The 20,432-nt window shown below is 72.6% G+C and carries 12 protein-coding genes and 1 pseudogene; 5 read left to right on the forward strand and 8 right to left on the reverse strand.

Annotated features, from left to right (window positions below):
- Positions 1 to 24: 24 nt before the first annotated feature.
- The 3 genes and pseudogenes from AB3M81_RS04245 to AB3M81_RS04255 form a co-directional block, all read left to right on the forward strand.
- A pseudogene (locus tag AB3M81_RS04245) lies at positions 25 to 501 on the forward strand (histidine kinase); the annotation flags it as partial.
- A 100-nt stretch (positions 502 to 601) separates the two neighbouring features.
- Positions 602 to 2,458 (forward strand): ATP-binding protein, encoded by a 1,857-nt coding sequence (locus AB3M81_RS04250; RefSeq protein WP_412902669.1) that lies wholly within the window; start codon positions 602 to 604, stop codon positions 2,456 to 2,458.
- Positions 2,455 to 3,129 (forward strand): response regulator, encoded by a 675-nt coding sequence (locus AB3M81_RS04255; RefSeq protein WP_412902670.1) that lies wholly within the window; start codon positions 2,455 to 2,457, stop codon positions 3,127 to 3,129. Before AB3M81_RS04250 ends, AB3M81_RS04255 begins: the two co-directional genes overlap by 4 nt.
- 10 nt (positions 3,130 to 3,139) lie before the next feature.
- On the opposite strand, the gene AB3M81_RS04260 is transcribed toward AB3M81_RS04255, so the two are convergent.
- The 3 genes from AB3M81_RS04260 to AB3M81_RS04270 form a co-directional block, all read right to left on the reverse strand.
- Positions 3,140 to 4,144 (reverse strand): hemolysin family protein, encoded by a 1,005-nt coding sequence (locus tag AB3M81_RS04260; RefSeq protein ID WP_412902671.1) that lies wholly within the window; start codon positions 4,142 to 4,144, stop codon positions 3,140 to 3,142.
- Complete coding sequence (locus tag AB3M81_RS04265; RefSeq protein ID WP_412902672.1) at positions 4,141 to 5,511, reverse strand: hemolysin family protein; 1,371 nt, start codon at positions 5,509 to 5,511, stop codon at positions 4,141 to 4,143. The genes AB3M81_RS04260 and AB3M81_RS04265 overlap by 4 nt, the downstream gene beginning before the upstream one ends.
- 152 nt (positions 5,512 to 5,663) lie before the next feature.
- Positions 5,664 to 7,784, reverse strand: a complete 2,121-nt coding sequence (locus tag AB3M81_RS04270) for a DEAD/DEAH box helicase (RefSeq protein ID WP_412902673.1) — start codon at positions 7,782 to 7,784, stop codon at positions 5,664 to 5,666.
- Positions 7,785 to 8,073: 289 nt separating this feature from the next.
- On the opposite strand from AB3M81_RS04270, the gene AB3M81_RS04275 reads away from it, so the two are divergent.
- On the forward strand, positions 8,074 to 9,054 hold the full coding sequence (locus AB3M81_RS04275; protein ID WP_412902674.1) for a TIGR03557 family F420-dependent LLM class oxidoreductase: 981 nt from the start codon (positions 8,074 to 8,076) through the stop codon (positions 9,052 to 9,054).
- A gap of 57 nt (positions 9,055 to 9,111) precedes the next feature.
- A complete protein-coding gene (locus tag AB3M81_RS04280) occupies positions 9,112 to 10,530 on the forward strand; it encodes an NAD-dependent malic enzyme (RefSeq protein WP_412902675.1) in 1,419 nt (472 codons plus the stop codon).
- A gap of 168 nt (positions 10,531 to 10,698) precedes the next feature.
- On the opposite strand, the gene hrpB is transcribed toward AB3M81_RS04280, so the two are convergent.
- From hrpB to AB3M81_RS04305, 5 genes are read right to left on the reverse strand one after another with little or no spacing between them, the layout of a single operon-like run.
- Entirely contained in the window at positions 10,699 to 13,215 is a 2,517-nt protein-coding gene (hrpB, locus tag AB3M81_RS04285; RefSeq protein WP_412902676.1) for an ATP-dependent helicase HrpB, read from the reverse strand.
- 45 nt (positions 13,216 to 13,260) lie between these two features.
- Complete coding sequence (gene glgB / locus AB3M81_RS04290) at positions 13,261 to 15,165, reverse strand: 1,4-alpha-glucan branching protein GlgB (RefSeq protein ID WP_412902677.1); 1,905 nt, start codon at positions 15,163 to 15,165, stop codon at positions 13,261 to 13,263.
- 4 nt (positions 15,166 to 15,169) lie between these two features.
- Positions 15,170 to 16,573, reverse strand: a complete 1,404-nt coding sequence (locus tag AB3M81_RS04295) for a maltokinase N-terminal cap-like domain-containing protein (RefSeq protein WP_412902678.1) — start codon at positions 16,571 to 16,573, stop codon at positions 15,170 to 15,172.
- The gene (gene treS, locus AB3M81_RS04300; RefSeq protein WP_412902679.1) at positions 16,570 to 18,402 is read right to left on the reverse strand and encodes a maltose alpha-D-glucosyltransferase; all 1,833 of its coding nucleotides are present in this window, start codon (positions 18,400 to 18,402) and stop codon (positions 16,570 to 16,572) included. Before treS ends, AB3M81_RS04295 begins: the two co-directional genes overlap by 4 nt.
- Position 18,403: 1 nt before the next feature.
- Complete coding sequence (locus AB3M81_RS04305; RefSeq protein WP_412902680.1) at positions 18,404 to 20,380, reverse strand: maltotransferase domain-containing protein; 1,977 nt, start codon at positions 20,378 to 20,380, stop codon at positions 18,404 to 18,406.
- Positions 20,381 to 20,432: the final 52 nt, after the last annotated feature.

The following is a 20,432-nucleotide window of genomic DNA, read 5'->3' on the forward strand; positions in this document are numbered from 1 at the left end:
CCCGGCGTCGGGAAGACCTACCGGATGCTCGACGAGGGCAACCGGCGCCTGGGCCGCGGCACCGACGTCGTGGTCGGCTTCATCGAGACGCACGGGCGAGCGCACACGATCAACGCGCTGGGCGACCTCGAGGTCGTGCCTCGCCGGCGCGTCGCGTACCGCGGGACCGTCCAGGAGGAGCTCGACCTCGACGCGATCGTGGCCCGCTCCCCCGAGGTCGTCCTCGTCGACGAGCTGGCCCACACCAACGTCCCGGGCAGTCGCCACGAGAAGCGGTGGCAGGACGTCGAGGCGCTGCGCGACGCGGGCATCGACGTCATCACGACCGTCAACATCCAGCACCTGGCGTCGCTCAACGACGTCACCGAGGCGATCACCGGCGTCCGCCAGCGCGAGACCGTCCCGGACGAGGTGGTCCGCGCGGCCGAGCAGATCGAGCTGGTGGACATGAGCCCCGAGGCGCTGCGGCGGCGCATGGCGCACGGGAACGTCTACGCCGCCGAGAAGGTCGACGCGGCGCTGCACCACTACTTCCGCGTGGGGAACCTGACCGCTGCGCGAGCTGGCCCTGCTGTGGCTCGCCGACCGGGTGGACGAGGGCATGGAGCAGTACCGCGACCAGCACGAGATCACGGGCACCTGGGCCACGCGCGAGCGGATAGTCGCCGCGGTGACGGGCGGACCCGAGTCGGCGACGCTCATGCGCCGGGCCGCGCGGATCGCCTCGCGGCGCGCCGGCGGCGAGTGGCTCGCGCTCTACGTCACGCGCCACGACGGGCTGAGCGCGATCTCGCCGGACCGGCTGACCGAGCTGCGGGCCCGGGCCGAGGAGCTGGGCGGCACGTTCCACACGGTCGTCGGCGACGACGCCGGTGACGCCATCCTGGCGTTCGCGCGCGCCGAGAACGCCGACCAGGTCATCATCGGGGCGAGCCGGCGCGGCCGGCTCTCCACCCTCGTGCGCCCGGGGATCGGCGAGCGCGTCATCGCCGCCTCGGGCGACATCGACGTGCACATCGTCACCCACGACTACGCCCGGCAGCAGGCGCGAGCCGAGCGCGGCGACCACACGCTGGGCGCCCGCCGGCGGCTCGCCGGATTCGTCTTCGCCGTGGCCGCGCCGACCCTCGTGAGCCTGCTGCTGTGGCAGACGCCCTCCCTGCACGGCCTGCCGTCCGAGGCGATGGTCCTCATGGCCCTCGTCGTCGCCACGGCGCTGATCGGCGGACTGCTCCCGGCGGTGCTGTCGGCGGTGCTCAGCGGCGTGCTGCTGAACCTGCTGTTCACGCCGCCGCGCTACACCCTGACGATCGCCGAGCCCGAGAACGCGGCGGCGATCGTGCTGTTCGTCCTGGTCGGGATCGCGGTCGCCACCGTGGTCGACCACTCCGCGCGGCAGGCGGCCCGGGCGCGCCGGGCGCGGGCCGAGGCCGACAGCCTGACCGTGCTCGCGCACTCGCTGCTGAGCTCGAGCGACGACCCGGTCGGCCTGCTGTCGTCCGCGTGCGAGCTGTTCGGGGCCGACGGAGCCGCCGTCCTGCGCCGGTCCGGCCCCGCCGAGTGGGAGGTCCTCGCCGCCGTCGGCGACGCCCCCGCCTCGATCGGCGACGACGTCGTGAGCACCGCGATCGACGAGCAGACGTTCCTCGCGCTGCGTGGCGGCGGGCGCGGCGACTCCGAGCGCAGCCTGCTGAACGCCTACGCCGCCTACGCCAAGGTCATGGACGAGCGGGGGCGGGCACGAGCCGCCGAGATCGACGGCCATCGCCTCGTGGAGGCCGACCGGACCCGCACCGCGCTGCTCGCCGCCGTGTCCCACGACCTGCGCTCCCCGCTGGCGGCGGTGAAGGCCGCCGTCTCCAGCCTGCGCAGCACGAGCGTCGCGTTCTCGCCCGAGGACGAGGCCGCGCTGCTGGAGACGATCGAGGAGTCGACCGACCGCCTGACCTCGCTCGTGACGAACCTGCTGGACATGAGCCGGATCCACACCGGTGCCGTGACCGTCCACCCCTCGGAGGTCGGGCTCGCGGAGGCCGCCCGGACGGCGATCGCGCCGATCGAGGGCGGCGAGCGCATCACCGTGAGCATCGACGAGTCGCTCGTGGCCGTGGCCGACCCGGGCCTGCTCGACCGCGTGCTCGCGAACCTGTCCGAGAACGCGCTCAAGCACACTCCCCCGGACGCCGAGGTGCGCCTCGACGCCGCCGCCGTGGGCGATCGCGTCACGCTGCGGCTGGCCGACACCGGTCCCGGCATCGACGAGCAGGACCTCGACCGCATCTTCGCGCCGTTCCAGCGCCTCGGCGACGTGCCCGGCAACGACGGTGTCGGCCTGGGCCTCGCCGTGGCGCGTGGCCTGACCGAGGCGATGGGTGGCACGATCACCACGGAGGCGACGCCCGGCGGGGGCCTGACGTTCGCCGTCGACCTGCCCCGCGCCCCGGAGGAGACGCCATGACGTTCGTGCTCGTCGTCGACGACGACCCGGCGATCCTGCGCACCCTCGGGATCAACCTGCGGGCCCGCGACTACGAGGTCGAGACCGCGGCCGACGGGCGCTCCGCCCTGCAGATCGTGCACGAGCGGATGCCCGACGTGGTGCTGCTCGACCTCGGCCTGCCGGACATCGACGGAGTCGCCCTGTTGAAGCGGCTGCGCGAGTTCACCGAGGTGCCCGTGATCGTCGTCTCGGCCCGCACCGAGCCGGACGACAAGGTCGAGGCGCTCGACCTGGGGGCAGACGACTTCATCACCAAGCCGTTCTCGGTCGAGGAGCTCCTCGCGCGCGTGCGGGTCGTGACGCGCCGGACCGCCGCCACCGAGCCGTCGCTGGTCGTCCGCACCGATGGCCTGACGCTGGACGTCACCGAGTCGCGCGCGGTACGCGACGGCGAGGCGATCCACCTGACGCCGATCGAGTGGCGCATCGTGGACGCGCTCGTGCGCAAGCGTGGCCGGCTGGTCCGCCAGGGCGAGCTGCTGCGGACCGTCTGGGGACCGGGCTACGAGCGGCAGTCGAACTACCTGCGCGTCCACCTCGCGAGCATCCGCCGCAAGCTCGAGGCCGACCCGGCCCACCCACGGCTGTTCATCACCGAGCCCGGCATCGGCCACCGGTTCCGCGGCTAGGCCGCCTCGGTCACGCCGCGGTCCGCGGGAACAGCCGCTCGAGCAGGTCCGTGAGCGTCAGCACGCCGTCGCCCTGCGGACCGGTGACGAGGACCAGGTGGGTCCGCGTCTCGCGCATGGTGGCGAGGGCCGAGTACACGGGCGTCTCCGCCTCGAGGCGGACGACCGGGCGCATGGGACCGGCGAGCCCGTCCGCCGGGGACAGCGCGAGCGTGTCCCGGACGTGGACCACGCCGACGACCTCGCGCGCGTCGGTGACGAGGATGCGCAGGTGTCCGCTGCTCACCGCGGCGGCACGGACGTCGGCCACGGTCCCGGCGGCGTCCACCGCGGTGATGCGGCGCCCGGGGCGGAGGAGGTCGCCGAGTGTCAGGTCCTGCAGGACGAGAGCCTCGGTCAGGTGCGTCGAGTGGCCGGCGCCGATCGCCCCGACGTTCGCCGAGTGCTCGACGAGGTGACGCAGGTCGTCGGGTGTCTGGCCCGACGCGACGCTCGACTGTGGCTCGACGCCGACCCTGCGCAGGCACCAGTTGGCCATCTCGTTCAGCGCGACCAGCAACGGACGCGCCAGCCACATGAAGCCGCGCATCGGCAGCGCCAGGGCGATCGCGGCGGACTCGGGGTGCGCGATGGCCCACGACTTCGGCGCCATCTCGCCGATCACGAGGTGCAGGAACGTGACGACCACCAGCGCCAGCACGAACGCGGCCCCGTCGGCCAGCCAGTCCGGGGCGCCCCAGCCGCTCAGGACGGGGCCGAGCGCGTACTTCACGGCGGGCTTGGTGACGGCGCCGAGGCCGAGCGCGCAGGCCGTGATGCCGAGCTGGCAGCCCGCCAGCAGCACGGTGAGCTCGTTGAAGCTGCGCAGCGCCGCGCGGGCCGAGCGACTCTCGGCGGCGCGGTCCTGGAGCCGGTGCCGCTTGGCGGCCAGCAGCGCGAACTCGGCCGCGACGAAGAACGCGCTGAGGACGATCAGCGCGACGGTCACCGTGATGACCACGATCGGGTTGCTCATCGGCTGGCTCCCTCGTCGGTCGGCTGGGCGATCTCGTGCGTCACCCGCAGTCGCGAGGGCACGTGCCGGGTCACCTCGACCACCTGGAGGACGAGGTGCGCCGGCTCGGGCTCGGCCGGGCCGCCCAGGGCGGCCGGGTCCGGCGGGAGGGTCACTCGGACGACGGTGCCGACGCCGGGCAGCTCGCCGTGGGCGGCGATGGCCAGTCCGGCGAGGGTCTCGTGGTCACCCTCGGGCAGCGCGCAGCCGACGGTCCGCTCGACCTCGTCCACAGGGAGGTCGCCGGCCATGAGCCAGGTCCCGTCGGCCTGGGCGACGGCGATGTCGGCGTCGGGATCGTGCTCGTCGGCGATCTCGCCGACCAGCTCCTCGGCCAGGTCCTCGCCAGTGAGGACGCCGGCGAAGCCGCCGTACTCGTCCACCACGCACACCAGCTGCGAGCCGGTGGTCGTCATCGCCCGCAGCGCATCGGGCAGCGCCATCGAGGTCGGGACCAGCACCGCCTCGCGCATGAGCGTCGCGACGGGGGCGCCGCCGACCTCGGTGGCCGCGAGCAGGTCCTGGAGGTGGACGACGCCTCGCACCTCGTCGCCGCCGTCCAGGACGGGGTACCTCGAGTGCCCCGCGCTCATCGTCCGCCACACGTCGTCGAGCGTGTCGTCGGCGCGCACCACGTCGACGCGGGCCCGCGGGATCATGGCGTGCTCGACGTCCCGCTCCGGGAAGTCGAGGATGCGGTCCAGCAGCATCGAGAGCTCGGCGGGCAGGTCGCCGCTGTCGCGCGACTCGGCCACGATGCTCTCGAGGTCGCGGACGGTCGCGGCGTGCTCGACGTCGTGCACGGGCTCGATCCGCACCAGCCGCAGCAGCAGGTTGGAGGCCGCGTCGAAGACCCGGACGAGCCAGCCGAACATCGAGAGGTAGATCGTCGTCGAGGTCGCCAGCGCGACCGCGACGGGCTCGGGCCGCGCGATGGCGAGGTTCTTCGGGAACAGCTCGCCGAAGATCATCTGCACGAACGTCGAGACCAGCAGCGCGATGACGGTGCCGACCGCGACGCCCACGCCCGTCGGTACGCCGACGCCGCCGAGTGCCGTGCCGAGCGACTCGCCGATGAGCGGCTCGGCGACGTAGCCGACGAGCAGCGCCGTCACGGTGATGCCCAGCTGCGCGCCCGAGAGCATGAACGAGGTGCGGCGGGTCACCGCGAGCGCGCGCCGCGCGGCGGCGTCACCGGCGGAGGCGCGCGCCTTCAGCCGCGAGCGGTCCACCGCCATGTAGGAGAACTCCTGCGCCACGAAGTAGCCGGTGGCGGCGGTGATCGCCAGCACCACGAGGAGACCGAGCAGCAGGGTGAGGACCCACATCAGCGGCGCCTCCCCTCAGGGAGGGCCCGGGCGGGCGGGACGACGGGACGACAGTGGCTGGGACAGTCACTTTCCATCGGTGTGCGGTTCTCCTGCGGGGTTGCGTGCCGCACGTCGGCACTCGCACGGTCAGGGTACTGGCCGTGCCCCCGTCACGACGAGAGCGCCTCCGTCAGCAGGGCGACGAGCGTCTCCAGCTGCAGGTCGGCGGACTGGGCGATCTCCTCGTCGGAGCCGTCGAGGGCGCGGGCGGCGAGGCCGGCCTTGCTGTCGATGAGCTCGGCGATCCGGGTGTCGATCGTCCGCGAGGCGATGATCCGCCACGCCGTCACCGGCTCGGTCTGGCCGATGCGGTGGACGCGGTCGATGGCCTGCGTCTGCTCGGCGTCCGTCCACGACAGCTCGGCCAGGACCATGTCCGAGGCGACCTGCAGGTTGACGCCGACGCCGGCCGCCGACAGCGAGCACACGACGACCGCCACGTCGGGATCGTTCACGAACGCGTCGATGCTCCTCTGGCGCACCGACGGCGTCTGGTTGCCGCGGATCGACGTGTACCGGATCCCCCGCTTCTCGAAGGTGGCCTCGGCCTCGTCCATCACGTCGACGTGCTTGGCGAAGAAGACGACCTTGCCGACGCTGTGGGCCAGCTGCGCGGCGTAGTCGGCCGCGAGGCCCGCCTTCGCCTGGCCGATGCGGCGCATCATCGCGAACACGTTCTCGTCCGACTTCGCGGACTCCTCGCGCTCGGACGCCGCGATCCGGCGGACGAGGTCGTGGTCGATGCCCTCGGCCGCGGACTCGCCGTCCCGGGCCTCGATCGCCCGCTCGTACTTCGCGACGAGGCGGGCCACGAGCTCGCGCTCGGCGGCGCGGATGGAGCGCTCGGCCTCGTCGTCCAGCTCGACCTGCAGGTCGGCGACGCGGCGAGCCGGGATGTCCGCGGCCACGTCGACCTTGCGGCGGCGGACGATGCCCATGTCGATGACGCGGGAGCGGGCGGCCGGGAAGAAGCCGGGATCGAGCGGGGTCAGCCCCGTCTCCTCGAGCGCGTCCATCAGCTCGGCGCGCGGCTTCTTCTCGTCGATCCAGCCGAGGTACTGCCAGATGGCGCGGAAGTCCTCGATGTCGTTGATCAGCGGGGTGCCGGTGAGGGCCATCAGCAGCGGGCGGCCGGCGCGGGCACGGATCCGCTCGGACAGCTGCAGGACGTGCTGCGAGCGCTGCGAGGACTTGTTCTTGATGAAGTGCGCCTCGTCGAGGACCATGCCGCGGAAGCCGAGGTCGCCGAGCCAGCCGACGTGCCGGTCGAGGACCTCGTAGTTGACGATCACGATGTCGGCGAACGCGTCGACGGTCTCGCCGTCGCCCTGGATCACGGTGGCCTGGTGACGCGGCGTCCACATCCGCGCCTCGCGGGCCCAGTTGGACTTGACGACGTTCGGCACGACGACGAGCAGCGGATACGCGTCCGCGGCCTGCGCGGCGAGCAGCGACTGGGCGGTCTTGCCCAGGCCGGGCTCGTCCGCCAGCAGGAACGTGCGGTGGCCCTCGGCCGCGGCGGCGACGAGCTCGGCCTGGTGGCGCATGAGCGACATGCCCTCCGGGAGGGGCACCGTCGTCGGCTCGGGCAGGTCCATGCAGGCGGAGGCGCCGCTGGAGGCGCGCTCGAACGACGACAGCAGCGGGCCGATGAGCTCCCAGCCCGCCAGGCGGTGGGTCTGCGGGGCGCGGCGCTCGAGGTGGAACTGCGGCGGCAGGAACGGGTTCGCCAGGGTGCGCGAGATGACGGACTGCGGGACCACCTGACGGCTGGCGGGCGCCTCGGCGGGCTCGGTCTCCTCCGGCTCCTCGGGCTCGTCGGGGAGCTCGAGGCCGGCGGCGGCGAGCATCTCGCGCTTGAGCTCCTTGGCGGCGTCGGACACCTCGGCGTCCTCGGCGAGCAGCGAGAGCAGCGACGTGTCGAGCGCGGCCGTCTTGGCCAGGATCGTCCCGATGCCGTCGAGGCGCTTGAGCTGCTCGGTGCGCTGGGGCTCGCTCAGCTCCGCGTCCTCCTTGACCCGCGCGCGCTCCTCGCGCGCCAGCAGGGCCACGGTCTGGTACTTCGTCCGGATGGACGGGCTCTTGCGGCCGCGACCGACTCCGGCCTCGACCTCGCGGACGGCGCGCGCGAGCACCGGGATGATGCCCTCGCCTGCGGGGGCGCGCCCGGCGCGCTGGTTGCGGGACCGCGTCCCGGTGGAGCCCGAACGGCTCCGGCCTCGTGTGGCCAAACGTCTCTCCTCTGAGATGCACGCTGTCCGCGTCGTGGTGCGAGCGCACCCGGACAGCTACGGACCTCGCGATGGGCCACGGCCGACGGACATGGCCCGAGGAGCTCGGACCCGGAGTCGGACCGCGGCGTCGCAGCTGGTTCGCCGGGAGCCTTCGAAGGCCTCGTGGCGGACGATGACGTCTCGTTGCACCCGGGATGAGTCTGTCGGGACGCACCGATCGCGATGGTCGTGAGTCCATCGTAGCCCCGGGTGGAGTGAGGCGCGCCGTCCCGGGTACTGGATCGGCATGAGCCTGTCCATCGGATGCACCCTCATGTGCGAGCAGTCCTCCCCCACGAGCCTCGTGACGTACGCCCGGCGTGCCGAGGAGGCGGGGTTCCCCTTCGCGGTGATGAGCGACCACTACAACCCGTGGCTCGACGAGCAGGGCCACAGCCCGAACGCCTGGGTGACCCTCGGCGCGGTCGCCAACGCGACCAGCACGCTCGAGCTGATGACATACGTGACGTGCCCGATCGGCCGTTACCACCCGGCCGTCGTGGCACAGCAGGCCGCGACGCTCGGCGTCCTGAGCGAAGGACGCTTCTCGCTCGGCCTCGGCGCGGGCGAGAACCTCAACGAGCACGTCGTCGGCGAGGGCTGGGACCCGGTCAACGTCCGCCACGAGCGGTTCTCCGAGGCGCTCGAGATCATCAACCGGCTGCTCGACGGCGGGTACGTCAACTTCGTGGGCGACCACTACCGGGTCGACTCGGCGAAGCTGTGGGACCTGCCGGAGTCGCGCGTGCCCATCGGCGTCGCGGTCAGCGGTCCCCAGTCGATCGGCGTCGCGGCGCCGTGGGCGGACTTCATGATCGCCGTCGAGCCCGACGCGGACGCGGTGAAGGGCTTCGACGAGGCGACGCGCGCCTCGACCCCGGCCCGCAAGGTCGGCCAGCTGCCGATCTCGTGGGACGCCGACCGCGACCGGGCCGTGACGCGCGCCCACGAGCAGTTCCGCTGGTTCGCCGGCGGTTGGAAGGTCAACGCCGAGCTGCCCGGGCCGTCCGCGTTCGACGCGGCCACCCAGTTCGTGCGTCCCGAGGACGTCGCCGAGCAGATCCCCTGCGGCGACGACGTCGACGCGGTGATCGAGGCCGCGCGGCCCTTCGCCGAGGCCGGCTTCACGGACCTCGCGCTCATCCAGATCGGCGACGAGGCCCAGGACCAGTACCTCGACGCGGCGCCGGAGCTGCTCGCCGCGCTGAAGCAGGAGTTCGGCGGCTGAGCGGGACGCGGTTCACCGACTCGCCAGTAACGCCGATCGAGGAGTAGGAACGATCTCGTGTCGTCTCCCGGAGTCTCGAACTCGATCACCGTCCGCCTCACCGTCCCCGCAGGAGGCTCGGGCGTCAGCGCGCTGAGTGCCTGCGTCGAGGAGGCCGGCGGACTCGTCACCGCACTCGACGTCACGGGGTCGGGCGTCGACGTGCTCCAGATCGACCTGACGTGCGCGGCGTCCGAGGGCGAGGGCGCCGCCGACCGCGTCGTCGAGGCACTGGGCCGGCTCGAGGACGTCGAGATCCTCAAGGTCTCGGACCGGACCTTCCTGATGCACCTCGGCGGCGTCATCGAGACGGCCTCCAAGCACCCGCTGCGCAACCGCGACGACCTGTCGATGGTCTACACCCCGGGTGTCGCACGGATCTGCAACGCGATCGCCGCCGAGCCGGAGGACGCGCGGCGCCTGACGGTCAAGCGCAACAGCGTCGCGGTGGTCAGCGACGGGTCCGCGGTGCTTGGGCTGGGCAACATCGGCCCGCTCGCGGCGCTGCCGGTCATGGAGGGCAAGGCCGCGCTGTTCAAGTCGTTCGCCGGGATCGACGCTTGGCCGATCGTCCTCGACACGCAGGACGTGGACGGGATCGTCGAGACCGTCGCCGCGATCGCGCCCGGCTTCGCCGGGATCAACCTGGAGGACATCTCCGCGCCGCGCTGCTTCGAGGTCGAGCAGCGCCTGCGCGAGCGACTCGACATCCCGGTCTTCCACGACGACCAGCACGGCACGGCGATCGTGGTCCTCGCGGCCCTGACCAACGCCCTGCGGGTCGTGGACAAGGAGCTCGCGGACGCGCGCATCGTGCTGGCCGGCGCGGGCGCCGCCGGCACCGCGATCCTCAAGCTGCTGCTGACGGCGGGCGCGCGCGACGTCGTGGTCTGCGACGTCGACGGCGTGGTGCACCGTGGTCGCGAGAGCGACCATGCCTCCCTGCGCTGGATCGCCGAGAACACCAACCCCGCGGACCTACGGGGCACGCTCAAGGAGGCGCTGCCGGGCGCTGACGTGTTCATCGGCGTCAGCGCACCGAACATCATCGACGGCGACGACGTGGCCGCGATGGGCGAGGACGCGATCGTCTTCGCGCTCGCCAACCCGACGCCCGAGATCGACCCAGCCGTGGCCCGCCGCACCGCGCGCGTCGTCGCCACGGGCCGCTCGGACTACCCGAACCAGATCAACAACGTGCTCGCGTTCCCGGGCACCTTCCGGGGCCTGCTCGACGCCCAGAGCCACGACATCCCCGCCGGCGCCCTGGTCGCCGCGGCCGAGGCGATCGCGGACGCCGTCACCCCCGGCGAGCTCAACGCGAACTACATCATCCCGAGCGTGTTCCACCCCGGCGTGCACCATGCCGTCGCCAAGGCCGTCCAGGACGCCGCCGACGACAGCTTCACGTTCACGGAGTTCGGCGAGAGCTGGTGACCCGTCCGTCGCCCGGGACCCTGGCCCGCATGGCGACGAACGCGAGGGCGTAGACGGTCCCCACCACCGGGAACAGGCGCAGGGCGGTGAAGGGATGGAGGAACTCCTCGTCCGCGCGCGGTCCCGGGGCGAGCCACGCGAGGTGTCCGGTGAGAGATCGAGGCGACCTCAGCGTGAGCGCGGCGTGTTGGTCCGCCGGGTGGCGGGGGCACTGCGCGGGTCCTCGGGCCACGGGTGCTTGGGATAGCGGCCGCGCAGGTCGGCGCGCACGCCCGGGTAGCCGTTGTCCCAGAACGAGTCGAGGTCGGCCGTGACGGCGGCGGGGCGCCGGGCCGGCGAGAGCAGGTGCAGCAGCAGCGGCACGCGGCCGCCCGCGAGGACGGGCACCGAGTCCCAGCCGAGGACCTCCTGCAGCCGCACCGCGAGCACCGGCTGCTCCCGTCCGTAGTCGATCCGCACGCTCGACCCGCTGGGGACCTCCACGCGCTCGGGAGCGAGCTCGTCGAGCCGGCCGGCCTCGGGCCACGGCAGCAGGGCCCGGAGCGCGGCGGTGACGTCGATGCGGCGCAGGTCCTGGGCCGAGCGGACCCGCGCGAGCTGCGGCCCCAGCCACGCGTGGAGGTCCCGGGTCAGTGCCTCGTCGCTGACATCCGGCCACGGATCGCCGAGCGCCCGGTGCAGGAAGTCCAGGCGAGCGCGCAGCGCCGTGGCGGCGTCCGTCCACGTGAGCAGGCCGATCCCCTCGGTCTCGACCGCCGCCCGGATCGCCTCCGCCACGTCCTGCTCCGGCGGATCCGCCAGCGGGACCGAGGCCAGCTCGATCGCGCCGAGCAGCGTGCGCCGACGGGCCAGAATCCGCCCGTCGGCCCAGCGGACCTCGTCGACCTCGGTCCACAGCGACCCGGCCGCCTCGAGAGCCAGGTCCTCGGTGAGCGGGGCCGCCGCGCGGATCCGTGCCTCGCGCGAGCCCGGCCGGCGGTCCGCATCGCCGACGGCCAGCCACTCGAGGCCGGCCAGCGGCCCGGGGTCACGCGGGTCCAGTGCCGCGCCGGTCCCGGACGTCATGAGATAGCCGGAGGAGCCCGGTCGCTTGCGCGCGATCCGGTCCGGGTGCGCCAGGGCGACCACCAGACCGACCGCCACGTCGTCAGTCAGTCCGCCACCAGCGGTCTGCCCGCCCTGCGTCACGATGCCCTCCAGCCGGCGGACCTGGCTGCGCCACGACCCTGCGCCCTGCCCGCTCCTAAGGGACCGCAGGGCCGCGACGAGGTCACCGCCGGGTGCACGGACGTCCTCACTGAGCATCGCGACCACCTCGGCCGCCCGCCTCGCGCCGACGAGACCGGCCCCGTCCACGAGCGCCCGCGCCAGCCGCGGATCGACCGGCACGCCGGCGAGGACCCGGCCGCGCCGCGTGACGCTGCCGTCCTCGGTCATCGCGCCGAGCTCCACGAGCACCCGCCGGGCGGCCTCGAGGGCGTGCGCCGGCGGCTGGTCGAGCAGCGACAGGTCGCGCACGTCCGAGCTGCCCCAGCACGCCACCTCCAGGGCGAACGCGGTCAGGTCGGCGGTGGCGATCTCGGGCTCGGGGTGGGCGGCGAGATGGGCGTGCTCGGCCTCGGACCAGCAGCGCAGCACGGCGCCGGGACCGAGGCGGCCCGCGCGGCCGGCACGCTGCTCGGCGGCGGCCCGGCTCACGCTCACGGTGACGAGCGACCCCAGGCCACGGCGGTGGTCCGTCCGCGGCTCGCGCGAGAAGCCGGCGTCCACGACGACAAGCACGCCGGGCACCGTCAGCGACGACTCGGCGACCGCGGTCGAGACGACGACCCGCCGCCGGGGGCCCTCGCTCAACGCACGGTCCTGCTCGGCGGCCGACAACCGGCCGTGCAGGGCGTGCACGTCCGCGTCCACGCCGCCGAGGCGCCGCACGGTCGCCTCGACCTCGCCGACACCCGGCACGAAGACCAGGACGTCGCCCTGGTGCTCGGCGAGGGCACGACGCACGGTCGCGGCGACGTGGTCGTGGAAGGCCGGGGTGATGCCCCGCTCGTCGGTGCGGCGCGTGCGCGGTGGCGGAGGGCACCAGCCCGTCTCCACCGGGTGCAGAGCGCCCGGGACGCCGATCACGGGAGCCGCTCCCCCGGCCCCGCCGACCACCAGGGCGGTGCGCTCGACCTCAATCGTGGCGGACATCGCCACCAGCGCGAGGTCCTCGCGCAGGTTGGCGCGGACGTCCAGCAGCAGAGCGAGCGTCAGGTCGGCGTCGAGATGGCGCTCGTGGACCTCGTCGAGGACGACGGCCGCGATGCCGGGCAGCTCCGGATCGCTCTGGATCCGCCGCAGGAGCAGGCCGGTGGTCACGACCTCGACGCGCGTGCGCGGGCCGGCGCGCCGCTCACCGCGGACCGCGTAGCCGACGGTCTCCCCCAGCGGCTCGCCGAGGAGCTGCGCGAGCCGACGCGCCGCGGCTCGAGCGGCGATGCGGCTGGGCTGCGTGACCACGACCCGACCGGACACGGCCTCGGCGACCGCCGGCGGGACGAGCGTCGTCTTGCCCGTGCCGGGCGGGGCGTGCACCACCGCGACGCCGTGGGTCCGGACCGCCTCGTCGAGTGCCGCCAGACCGGCGGTGACCGGAAGGTCCGGCGGCGCGGCGAGCAGGCTGCGCAGCGGATCGGACACTCCTGAAGTCTGCCCGACCGGGCGTGTGTCGAGGACCCCGGACCGTCACTCCTCCTCGGCCGGCCGCAGCCACAGCACCCCGCTGGGCGGCAGCTGCAGGACGGCCGAGGCCGGCTGTCCGTGCCACGGGTCCTCGGTGGCCTCCACCGCTCCGAGGTTGCCGACCCCCGAGCCGCCGTAGATCTCGGCGTCCGTGTTGATGACCTCGGTCCAGGTGCCCGCCAGGGGCAGGCCGACGCGGTAGTCGTGGTGCGGGCCGCCGGAGAAGTTGGCGACGCAGGCCAGCTGCGAACCGTCCGAGCCGAGGCGCAGGAAGGCGATCACGTTGCCCGCGGTGTCGCTGGCGTCGATCCACCGGAACCCCTCGGGCCGGGCGTCCGCCGACCACAGGGCGGGGTCCTCGCGATAGTGCTCGTTGAGATCGGCCACCAGGCGCTGGATGCCCGCGTGCAGCGGGTCGTCGAGCGCGTCCCAGTCGAGGGAGCGCGACTCGGCCCACTCGCCCGGCTGGCCGAACTCGCCGCCCATGAAGAGCATCTGCTTGCCCGGGTGGGCCCACATGAACGCGAGCAGGCCCCGCACGCCGGCCGCCTTGTTCCACTCGTCGCCCGGCATCCGCTGCCACAGCGAGCCCTTGCCGTGCACGACCTCGTCGTGGGACAGCGGCAGGATGAAGTGCTCGCTCCAGGCGTAGTCGATCGAGAACGTCATCTCGCCGTGGTGGTAGGAGCGGTGGATCGGGTCGTGCCCCAGGTACGAGAGGGTGTCGTGCATCCAGCCCATGTTCCACTTGAAGCCGAAGCCCAGGCCGCCGCTGCTGGTCGGGCTGCTGACGCCGGGCCACGCCGTGGACTCCTCGGCCACCATGACCACGCCGGGATGGTGCTTGTAGACCGTCGCGTTGAGCTCCTGCAGCAGCTGGACCGCCTCGAGGTTCTCGCGGCCACCGTGCCTGTTGGCGACCCACTCCCCCTCGTTGCGCGAGTAGTCGAGGTAGAGCATCGACGCGACCGCGTCCACGCGCAGCCCGTCCAGGTGGAACTCCTCCAGCCAGAACAGCGCGTTGGCGACGAGGAAGTTGCGCACCTGCGGGCGACCGAAGTCGAACACGTAGGTCCCCCAGTCGGGCTGCTCGCCGCGACGCGGGTCCGGGTGCTCGTACAGCGCGGTGCCGTCGAAGCGGGCCAGCGCCCACTCGTCGCGCGGGAAGTGCGCCGGGACCCAGTCGACGATGACGCCGAAGCCCCGCCGGTGCAGCTCGTCGACGAACCAGCGGAAGTCGTCGGGTGAGCCGAAGCGCGACGTGGGCGCGTAGTACGAGGTGACCTGGTAGCCCCACGATCCGCCGAAGGGATGCTCGGCGATCGGCATGAGCTCGACGTGCGTGAACCCGGTCTCGGCGAGGTAGTCCGCGAGCGCACCGGCCAGCTCGCGATAGTCGAGGCCGGGCCGCCACGAGCCGAGGTGCACCTCGTAGATGCTCATCGGCGCATCGAGCCACGACGTCGCGTCGCGCCGGGCGATCCACGCATCGTCGGACCACTCGTGGCGCGACTCCACGACCACGGACGCCGTGGCGGGCGGGACCTCGGTGCCGAAGGCCATGGGGTCGGCCTTCTCGCGCCAGTGACCGTCCGGGCCCTGGATGCGGAACTTGTAGCGCGAGCCCTCCCCCATGCCGGGGACGAACAGGTCCCACACGCCCGAGCCCCCGAGCGGACGCATCGCGTGCTCGTCGCCCTGCCAGGAGTTGACGTCGCCGATGAGCTGCACGGCGCGCGCGTTCGGCGCCCAGACCGCGAGGCGAGTGCCGCTCACCGGGCCGTCCTCACCCTCGTAGGTGGTGACGTGCGCGCCGAGGACCTCCCACAGTCGTTCGTGCCGGCCCTCGCCGATGAGGTGCAGGTCCAGGTCGCCGACGGACGGCGGCCACGCAGGGGTCTGGCTCACGGGGTCACTCACTTTCGGTCACGATCCGATCGATCGACGCCAACGGCACGGTCAGCCAGTCGGGACGGTTGGCGTGCTCGTAGGCGACCTCGTAGACGGCCTTGTCGAGCTCGAGGGCGCGCAGCACGTCGGCGCTGTCACGCGGGTCCCGGCCGGCCACCTTGCCGTAGCCGTCGCAGAACGCGTCGCGGTTGCGGCGCGCCCAGGCCATCGCGCACGAGGTCCGCTCCGGGTCGTCCGGATGGCCCACCAGCATCTGCTGCGCGGCGTAGTCGAACGAGCGCAGCATGCCGGCGACGTCGCGCAGCGGCGAGGCCAAAGCGGCCCGCTCGGCGTGGCTTGCGGCCGGCTCACCCTCGAAGTCGAGCAGCAGCCACCCGTGGATCGTCCTCAGGACCTGGCCCAGGTGCAGGTCGCCGTGGATGAGCTGGGTCGAGACCGGCACGGGGACGTCCAGGATGCGCGCGAAGACGCGCCGCAGGGCGTCGGCGTGCTGCACCAGTTCGGGCACCTGCGCCGACACCCGGTCGAGTCGGGCCAGCATCGCCTCGTGCACCGTCCGGAGCCTGTCGGCGCCGACCTGCTCGGTGCCGAGCGCGCGGGCCAGGTCGGCGTGCACCGTCGCGACGGCCTTGCCGAGCCGGTAGGCCTCGCCAGCGAAGTCCCCGCCGAACTCCTCGGGCGGCAGGCCGGTCGGATCGGCCATGTAGTCGCGCACGCTGGTCGTCGCCATGACCCAGCCGTCGGCCGCGTCGGGCATGAACCGCTGGAGCATCCCCATCGTGATCTCCTCGCCCTCGATCCGGGCGTTGATCGATCCCAGCGGATCGGCGATGTGCTCCGAGCCGAGCTCGTGCAGCGCGCGATGGAGCACCAGGTCCTTGTTGACCCCGGGGACCAGCTTGCGGAACAGCTTGAGGATGTACTGGCTGCCGTAGACCAGCGACGTGTTGCTCTGCTCGGTCGTGATGGGGTGGGCGCGCAGCCCGGTGGCGAGATCGGCGCCGGGCTCGTGCGCGAACGTCAGCCCGTCGACCTGTGCTCCCTCGGCCATGAGGTCGAGCAGGCACGACGTCAGGTCCGCATCGCCGCTCGCCTCGTAGCACGTGAGTCCGTCCTCGAGCCCGATCGACGCCGTCGCCGGCACGTTCGGCAGCTCGGACCGGCGACTGCCGATGAGCAGCTGGTACAGCTCCCGGCGGTCGTCCTGCTCCACCCGGACCACCAGGTGCAGCAGCAGCGGGTCGCCCTCGAGCAGGGTCGTCCACGACACGGGGTGCACCGCCGTGATCTCGCGGTCCTTGCCGCCGAACCATCGCTGCGTCGGCAGCCACGCGGGGAGGGCGGCCGCGAGCTGCGCGACCAGCTCGTCGCGCGGGATGGTCTCGTGCTCGGCCTGTCCGCTCATGACTGACTCCTCATCTCGCCCTCGTCGCCCAGCTCCACCAGCTGGAACCAGTAGAAGCCGTGACCGGGCAGTGTCAACAGGTAGGGCAGCTCGCCGATGCGGGGGAACCGGACGCTGCCGGTGAGCTCGACCGGCGTCGAGTCCTGGTGCTCGGAGAGGTCGAGCTCGACGGGCTGGGGGAACCTCGAGAGGTTGTTGACGCACAGGACGACGTCCAGACCGCCGTCCGGGCGCTCCCACACCCGCTTGTAGGCGAGCACGCTCGGGTTGGAGCCGCCGAGGTCGACGAAGTCGCCCTCGGCGAACGCCCGGTGCTCCTTGCGCACCGCGATCATCTGGCGCGTCCAGTTCAGCAGGGACGCGGCATTGCCCTGCTGAGCCTCGACGTTGATCGCCTCGTAGCCGTAGGTGGGGTCCATGATCGGCGGCAGGTAGACACGGCCCGGGTCCGACCGCGAGAACCCCGCGTTGCGGTCCGGCGACCACTGCATCGGCGTGCGCACCGCATCGCGGTCCCCGAGCCAGATGTTGTCGCCCATGCCGATCTCGTCGCCGTAGTAGAGGACCGGCGAGCCGGGCAGGCTCAGCAGCAGCGCCGTGAACAGCTCGAGCTGGTTGCGATCGTTCTCCAGCAGCGGCGCCAGCCGGCGGCGGATGCCGATGTTGGCCTTCATTCGCGGGTCCGAGGCGTACTCGCGGTACATGTAGTCGCGCTCGTCGTCCGTGACCATCTCGAGCGTCAGCTCGTCGTGGTTGCGCAGGAAGATGCCCCACTGCGTGCCGGACGGGATCGGCGGTGTCTGCGCCAGGATCTCTGAGATCGGGAACCGGGACTCGCGGCGCACGGCCATGAAGATGCGGGGCATCAGCGGGAAGTGGAACGCCATGTGGCACTCGTCGCCGCCGACCGCGGGGTCGCCGAAGTACTCGACGACGTCCGCCGGCCACTGGTTGGCCTCCGCCAGCAGGACCCGACCGGGGTACTCGGCCTCGACCGTCGCCCGGACCCGGCGCAGGTACTCGTGCGTCCGCGGGAGGTTCTCGCAGTTGGTGCCCTCCTCCTCGAACAGGTACGGCACGGCGTCGAGCCGGAACCCGTCGATCCCGAGGTCCAGCCAGAAGCGCATGACGTCGAGCATGGCCTCCTGGACTTCCTCGTTCTCGAAGTTGAGGTCGGGCTGGTGGCTGAAGAACCGGTGCCAGAAGAACTGTCCGCGCACCGGGTCGTAGGTCCAGTTGGACGACTCGGTGTCGACGAAGATCACGCGCGCGTCGCTGTAGGCCGAGTCGTCGTCCCGCCAGACGTAGTAGTCGCCGTACGGGCCGTCGGGGTCGTTGCGCGACTGCTGGAACCACGGGTGCGCGTCCGACGTGTGGTTGAGGACCAGGTCGGTGATGACCCGGATGCCCCGCTGGTGGGCCTCCTCGAGCAGGAAGACGAAGTCCTCGACCGTGCCGAACTCGGGCAGCACGGCGCGGAAGTCGCTGATGTCGTAGCCGCCGTCGCGCAGCGGCGAGGCGTAGAACGGCGGCAGCCACAGGCAGTCGACGCCGAGCCACTCGAGGTAGTCGAGCCGGCCGGCCAGGCCCCGCAGGTCGCCCGTGCCGTCGCCGTTGGAGTCTGCGAACGCCCGCACGAGGACCTCGTAGAACACCGCCCGCTTGAACCACTCCGGGTCGTCGGGCGCCTGCTCGGCGTGGGCGAACTCCTCGGCCTGGGGCTCGGTGAGCGTCCCGTCGTCGGCGATCGACTCGCCCGTGTGCGGGATGTCCTCCAATCCGACGAGGGCCGCATCGGGGGCTGTCGTGACGTCGTGAGCCTCGTTCACCTCAGGCCCCCTTCCTGGTCAGGCTGACGATGTGCGCGCAGGCGCGGGTCGGGTCGAGTCGCACGTAGTTCCCGTCACTCCAGTCGTAGGTCTCGCCGGACACCTCGTCGTGGGCGATCAGGTGCTCGCCCGGCGCGAAGCCCAGGCTCGGCAGGTCGAGCCACAGCGTGGCCTCGCGCGACTCGTGCGGGTCGAGGGAGACGACCACCACGACGGTGTCGCCGGACTCCGGGTCCTGCTTGGAGTAGGCGATCAGCGCCTCGTGGTCGACCTCGTGGAACCGCAGCGTGCGCATCTGCTGCAGCGCGGGGTGCGCACGACGGATCTCGTTGAGTCGCGTGAGCCACGGCTGCAGGGAGCGGCCCTCGGCCAGCGCGGCCGCGTAGTCGCGGGGACGCAGCTGGAACTTCTCCGAGTCGAGGTACTCCTCCTTGCCGGGCCCGAGCGGCTCGTGCTCGTAGAGCTCGTAGCCGGAGTAGACGCCCCACGTCGGCGAGAGCGTCGCGGCCAGTGCGGCCCGGAGCGCGAACATGCCGGGCCCGCCGACCTGCAGGTGCTCGGGGAGGATGTCGGGCGTGTTGACGAACAGGTTGGGCCGGCCCTCGTCCCACCGGTCCCGGTGGTCCTCGCCGAACTCGATGAGCTCCTGCTTGGTCGTCCGCCACGTGAAGTAGGTGTAGCTCTGGGTGAAGCCGAGCCGCGCGAGTCCCCACAGGCGGGCGGGGCGCGTGAACGCCTCGGACAGGAACAGCACGTCGGGATGCTCGCGCTTGACCGCGCCGATGAGCCACGCCCAGAAGTTCGGCGGCTTCGTGTGCGGGTTGTCGACCCGGAAGATCCTGACGCCACGCTCGACCCAGTGCAGCGTCACGCGCAGCATCTCGGCGTAGATCGCGTCCGGGTCGTTGTCGAAGTTGAGCGGGTAGATGTCCTGGTACTTCTTCGGCGGGTTCTCCGCGAAGGCGATCGTGCCGTCGGGCAGCGTCGTGAAGAACTCCGGGTGCGCGCTGACCCACGGGTGGTCCGGGGCGACCTGCAGCGCGAGGTCGAGGGCCACCTCGATCCCGAGCTCGGCCGCCCGCGCCAACAGGGCGGCGAAGTCCTCCTCGGTGCCGAGCTCGGGGTGGATCGCGTCGTGACCGCCCTCCGCGGCGCCGATCGCCCAGGGCGAGCCGGGGTCGTCCGGCCCCGGCGTCAGGGTGTTGTTGGGCCCCTTGCGGTTGACGCGGCCGATCGGGTGGATCGGCGGGAAGTACACGACGTCGAATCCCATCTCGGCGACGCGGTCCAGCTCCTTCGCCGCGGTCGCGAACGTGCCGTGGACGGGCACGCCGTCCGCGCCCACGCCGCCGGTCGAGCGGGGGAAGAACTCGTACCACGAGCCGTAGGCCGCGCGGGTGCGGTCGACCCAGATGGTGCGCTCCGGCCCCCGTGTGACGAGCTCACGCACCGGGTGGTCGTGCATGATTCGGCGGACCTCGGAGGCGAGCGCGGGCCCGGTGCGGGCGCCGAGCGGGAGGTCCGCGGCGCGCAGGGCCGTGGCGGCACCCTCGAGCGCCGGACGGTCCTTCGCGCGCTCCTTGCGCGCGGCCACCTCGTCGAGCAGGCGAGCGGCCAGCTCGAGGTCGTTCGCGAGCTCGTCGGCGGTCTGCCCGGCGGCCAGCTTCACCTCGATGGCGTGCACCACCGTGGTCCACGGGTCGCTCCACGCGTCGACGCGGAAGGTCCACAGGCCGACCGAGTCCGGGACGATCACGCCGCTGAAGGTGTCGGTCCCCTCGACCAGCTCGCGCAGCCGCGACGTCCGGTCGCGCCGCGCTCCGGGTCCTCGCCACACGACCTCGGCGGCGACGGCGTCGTGGCCCTCGCGCCACACGATGGCGCTGACCGGCACGTGCTCGCCCACCACCGCCTTGGACGGATAGGTGCCGTCTCCCGAGAGCGGCCTCACGTCGTCGATGCCGATTCGAGCTGTCATGCAGTGCACTCCCCCACGCGTAGATCGCCTCGCTCGCCCCACCAACGGTGGT

The organism is Aeromicrobium jepli, from assembly GCF_047246605.1.
Taxonomy (GTDB): Bacteria; Actinomycetota; Actinomycetes; order Propionibacteriales; family Nocardioidaceae; genus Aeromicrobium.